Origin of the sequence: Nostoc parmelioides FACHB-3921, assembly GCF_014696625.1 — a bacterium.
GTDB classification, from domain to species: Bacteria; Cyanobacteriota; Cyanobacteriia; order Cyanobacteriales; family Nostocaceae; genus Trichormus; species Trichormus parmelioides.
This window is the reverse complement of record NZ_JACJQL010000151.1, coordinates 1-4,606: the sequence shown is the minus strand read 5'-3', so window position 1 is coordinate 4,606 and position 4,606 is coordinate 1. Positions and strand designations below refer to the sequence as shown.

Genomic DNA, 4,606 nt, shown 5'->3' with positions numbered 1-4,606 from the left:
GCGACCAAGGCAAATACAGCGAAGCCGAACCTTTGTTTATCGAAGCTTTGGCAATGCGGCGCAAACTTTTGGGTGAAGAACATTCCGATGTCGCACAAAGCCTCAACGGTTTGGCATATTTATACTATTGCCAAAGCAGATACAGCGAAGCCGAACCTTTGGTTATCGAAGCTTTGGCAATGCGGCGCAAACTCTTGGGTGAAGAACATTCCGATGTCGCACAAAGCCTCAACTTTTTAGCATATTTATACTATTGCCAAAGCAGATACAGCGAAGCCGAACCTTTGGTTATCGAAGCTTTGGCAATGCGGCGCAAACTCTTGGGTGAAGAACATTCCGATATCGCACAAAGCCTCAACTTTTTGGCAGGACTATACCGCGACCAAGGCAAATACAGTGAAGCCGAAACCTTGTACAGCCAAGCTTTGGCAATGCAGCGCAAACTCTTGGGTGAAGAACATCCCGATGTCGCAGAAAGCCTCAACGGTTTGGCAGAACTATACCGCGACCAAGGCAAATACAGCGAAGCCGAAACCTTGTACAGCCAAGCTTTGGCAATGCGGCGCAAACTCTTGGGTGAAGAACATCCCGATGTCGCAGAAAGCCTCAACGGTTTGGCAGAACTATACCGTGACCAAGGTAAATAGGTATTGAGTTAAACAAGTCCCGGTTTAAAGCGACACGCTAGTATAGTTCAAAGTTCATTAATAATAGTGTCACCGTTAAATTTACATACGGTGAAGTTATATAAAAACTGCCGGAATTTCTATCTAAAAAATAAACTTTTTTCATCTAATCCACGTAAACTGTAAACTAAAACCGAGTCGGTTGACCCTACGTTAACGTATCTTCTAGGAACAAAAGCCAGTGTCAACTACTGACAAGCAATGCCGCATTATTGCCCTGTTTAATCAGGCGGGTGGTGTCGCCAAATCGACACTGACCCAAAACCTGGGATACCACCTAGCAAAGCGAGAACACCGCGTTCTCCTAATCGACATAGACCCCCAAGCCTCATTGACCAAATTCATGGGGCTAGTACCATCTCAGTTACAAAAAACTGTTGCAGATGCCATTATCAACGAGCAGCCCTTACCGATTCATGAGGGCATTCACGGTATGGATTTGGCTCCTGCAAGCAGAGTTTTGAGTGGGGCAGAAATGCAGTTAGTCAGTGCTGCCATGCGCGACTTACGCCTCAAGGAAGCCATTGAACCTATTCTGGATGAATACGACTTCATCCTGATAGATTGTCCGCCCAGTTTAGGATTACTGTCTTACATCTCGTTAGTCGCAGCCACACACGTACTCGTTCCTGTGGAAACCCATCTCAAAGCCTTCGAGGGAACAGACGAACTGTTACAAACTATCACCCACGTAAAAAATAAAGCCAACCGGAAAATCCAAATAGCCGGGTTTGTTCCCACGCGGTACGCTCACCAGAACTCAGCCGATAAACGAGCCTTAGCAGCCATCCAAGAACAGCTTTCAGCTTGGGGTCGGATTTTTCCACCCATCCCCAGAGCTACCGCTTTTGTCGATGCCACAGAAGAACGTGCGCCCCTGGCAGTGTTTGATCCTAAACATTCTGTGGTGGCTATCCTTGAAGAAATCGCTCTAGCTTTGGAGGCTTTGTGATCCAACGTAAGCAAACTAAAAAAACCTTTGCAGGACAAATTACCACACCACCCCCAGCACCTTGGTTATCCTCAGCAGAGGGAGATACGGCAGGCGCAACGGAAACTACTATCAAGCTGGAAGATATAGTTCTACCCGCACACCAACCCAGACGGTATTTTGACCCACAAGCCTTAAAAGAATTAGTAGAGTCAGTTAAACAGCATGGCATCCTCCAACCTCTGTTAGTGCGTCCGTTAGGCGGGGGGAAATACGAATTAGTAGCTGGAGAAAGACGTTATCGGGCAGGGCAGGGAGCTTTGCTTGAAACTGTACCAGTGGTTGTCCGTGAGCTATCAGATGACCAAGCTTTTCAGTTGGCTTTAATTGAAAACCTACAACGAGAAGACCTGAACCCAGTTGAAGAAACTGAAGGTATCTTGCACCTGTTAGCAATCCGGCTGCGTTGCGATGTGGAAGCTGTGAAATCCTTGCTGTATCGAATGAAAAACGCTCACGCTAAGGGGGAACAGCCGTCAAAATCCTCATTAAATGAATCTAGTAAAAACGTTTTTCCTAACCCAGATAATCCGCCATCTGAGGACAACGTTTCTGACCATTTAGCCGATGAAACGGAATCTAGTAAAAACGTTTTTCCTAACCCAGATGAAGAACAATCAAACACGGTACAACAGGTATTTGAGAGTTTGGGACTCATGGGTTGGCTATCGTTCATTACCACACGCTTACCTTTGCTCAATCTGCCCGAAGACATTTTAATGGCACTGCGGGAAGGCAAACTGGAATACACCAAAGCCCAAGCATTGGCACGGGTAAAAGATGAGGAAGTGCGAAAAAAACTCTTGTCAGAGGCGATCGCGTCCAATTGGTCTTTAAGCCAGATCAAAGAACAAATCATTGCCAACACTCCAGATGAACCATCGACCTCATCCAAAACACCTAACCAAATACCAGAACGACTCAAAGACATTACCCAGCGCATTAAAAAGCGTCAGCTATGGAAAGAACCACGAAAGCAAAAGCAGATAGAAAACCTGATAAACAAGCTAGAAGCCTTACTAGGGGATGAGTGACTTGGAGAGGATTATCAGGTAATCTCTACGGTTAGAGTTGAAAAATCTGTGATTTAACTCAGATGCTTTGGAGAAACAGGGATGGCGGAAGCTTCGCGGATTCGACAATTACTCAAGGCTTGGTTAGATTACATCCACATCGAAAATTTGAGTAATGCCAAAGTAGAAGCTGACGAGTCGGAACATCCTAACATCTGGGATTCTCTCGTAAATTTGGTAGGGGATAAATTATTAATAGACGAGTCTTTATTTAAAAGCATCAAGCAAAATTTTAAAAATTCCAAGAACAAAGTCCAAACAGAATTACCATCAATTGCTGTAGCTTTCCCTCAGATTTTTGAAATTGAAAGCAATCGCCGTCAATTTCGCCCGTTGTTCACCATCAACGTTTCTCCTATCTTTGAGGGTAACTATCGCACTGGCGGATGGGATTTAACACAGTACGAGTTTCAGCCTGTTATTCCCAATTTAATGCAGTGGTACGGGCTAGAGGAAGAAGCGGCTGAGTCCCTGGTGACAAGGGAAGGATTGAAAGTTTTTCTCGAAACTACTTTCAATCGTCCCTTTAAAACACTACAAGATTTTATGGGACTGATTGAATTACCGCCGTCGCCTGTGCGGTCAAAACTCCTCCCTTATTTATTGGATTTTGAATACGCTCCTTTCAATTACAACCTCAAAAAAGATTTTCAAAAAATCAGCGAACAGAATTATTTTTCCTGGGCGAAACCAGGACATCCAGCTTATGAATATCTGTTTGGGCAACCTAAAGAACCTCAGCATGAAGTGTTATTTTTAGGTGGTTTTCCTAATTCGCTTCCCGATGATTATCAAGCAATTGCCCTCAAACATTCACACTCAAATCCTGCTACTGCTGTGATTGGCCCACCGGGGAATGGCAAGACCACACTGTTGCTGCATAAGATAGCCCAGCAGGTGGTACATCGAGCAGTGGAATTAGCCTCAACTGGCAAAGATAGAAGTAACTTAACTGTGGTAACAAGCACTAACAAATTTGCTGTAAAGAACGTTGAGAAAATCTTAGCCAGCAACTTGAACTCTGAGCGTTTCTACTTATCAGGAGGGTCAAGGGATTTAGTAGAGAGCCAAGTGTTACCTAGTTTGCAAGCTGCACTCGACTGGTTAGCCAAAGAAACATTTAATTACGATGAATGGGAGTCAGCAAAGCAGCAATTGTTAGCGGGTGTCCAGCAAATAGAATTTCATAAAAAACAAGACGAAGATGAGCTTCAGCAGAAAAGAGTTGATGAACAACTATTAGAGGAGCTATGCCAGGAGATACGATGGTTTGAGTCGGCGATAAAGACTTCTGTTATTCAGCGATCATCATTAGAATCCTCACGCGACTACTCTAGGTTTCCACTAGAAGCTTACCAGCAGATAGGGCAACATCTTGACAGTGCTAGGCGTTCTTTATCGGCTAAAGGTTACAGGGAACCATCTAGTAGAAACGTCAACTGGGTTGCCCAGATTTTGCAGAGGATTAGACGATTGTGGCAGTCGATAACTAAAACCAGCCCTCGTCATGTCCTCAAACGCCTGCATAAACAAATAGAAATGCCTGTACTGGCAACGCTGGCTACTCCATTCCCCTTTGAAATGCCACTGACAACTGAATCTCTCATAACAGCCCAGGAGAATGTTAATCAGCTTTTAGCAGAAGCATCATCTTGGCAGCAACAACAGAATAGTCTTGATAACACACAACAGCAGCTAGATTTATTAGAGGAACAACTTACTAACCTCATTAACCGCAGAGGAGAGGTCTGTGACTTGAATGAAAAAATGAGCTTTTAGCTCACATTATGCTTCACGAAGCAGATATCCATTTTATACTTCGCAAAAATAGTGAAAGTAGAAAATTTATTTTTCCA

4 protein-coding genes are annotated in these 4,606 nt (G+C 44.2%); all 4 read left to right on the top strand.

Going from position 1 to position 4,606, the window contains the following annotated elements; translation table 11 throughout:
* Positions 1-647: tetratricopeptide repeat-containing protein (locus H6G14_RS32885; protein ID WP_190573154.1), on the top strand; the 647-nt coding region annotated here is incomplete at its 5' end.
* A gap of 220 nt (positions 648-867) precedes the next feature.
* Positions 868-1,638 carry an AAA family ATPase gene (locus H6G14_RS32880; protein ID WP_190573152.1) on the top strand — a complete coding sequence of 257 codons (771 nt, stop codon included), beginning with the start codon at positions 868-870 and terminating at the stop codon, positions 1,636-1,638.
* A complete protein-coding gene (locus H6G14_RS32875; protein WP_190573156.1) occupies positions 1,638-2,711 on the top strand; it encodes a ParB/RepB/Spo0J family partition protein in 1,074 nt (357 codons plus the stop codon). Before H6G14_RS32880 ends, H6G14_RS32875 begins: the two co-directional genes overlap by 1 nt.
* 81 nt (positions 2,712-2,792) lie before the next feature.
* Positions 2,793-4,529 (top strand): UvrD-helicase domain-containing protein, encoded by a 1,737-nt coding sequence (locus H6G14_RS32870; protein WP_190573151.1) that lies wholly within the window; start codon positions 2,793-2,795, stop codon positions 4,527-4,529.
* The last annotated feature ends 77 nt before the right edge of the window (positions 4,530-4,606 follow it).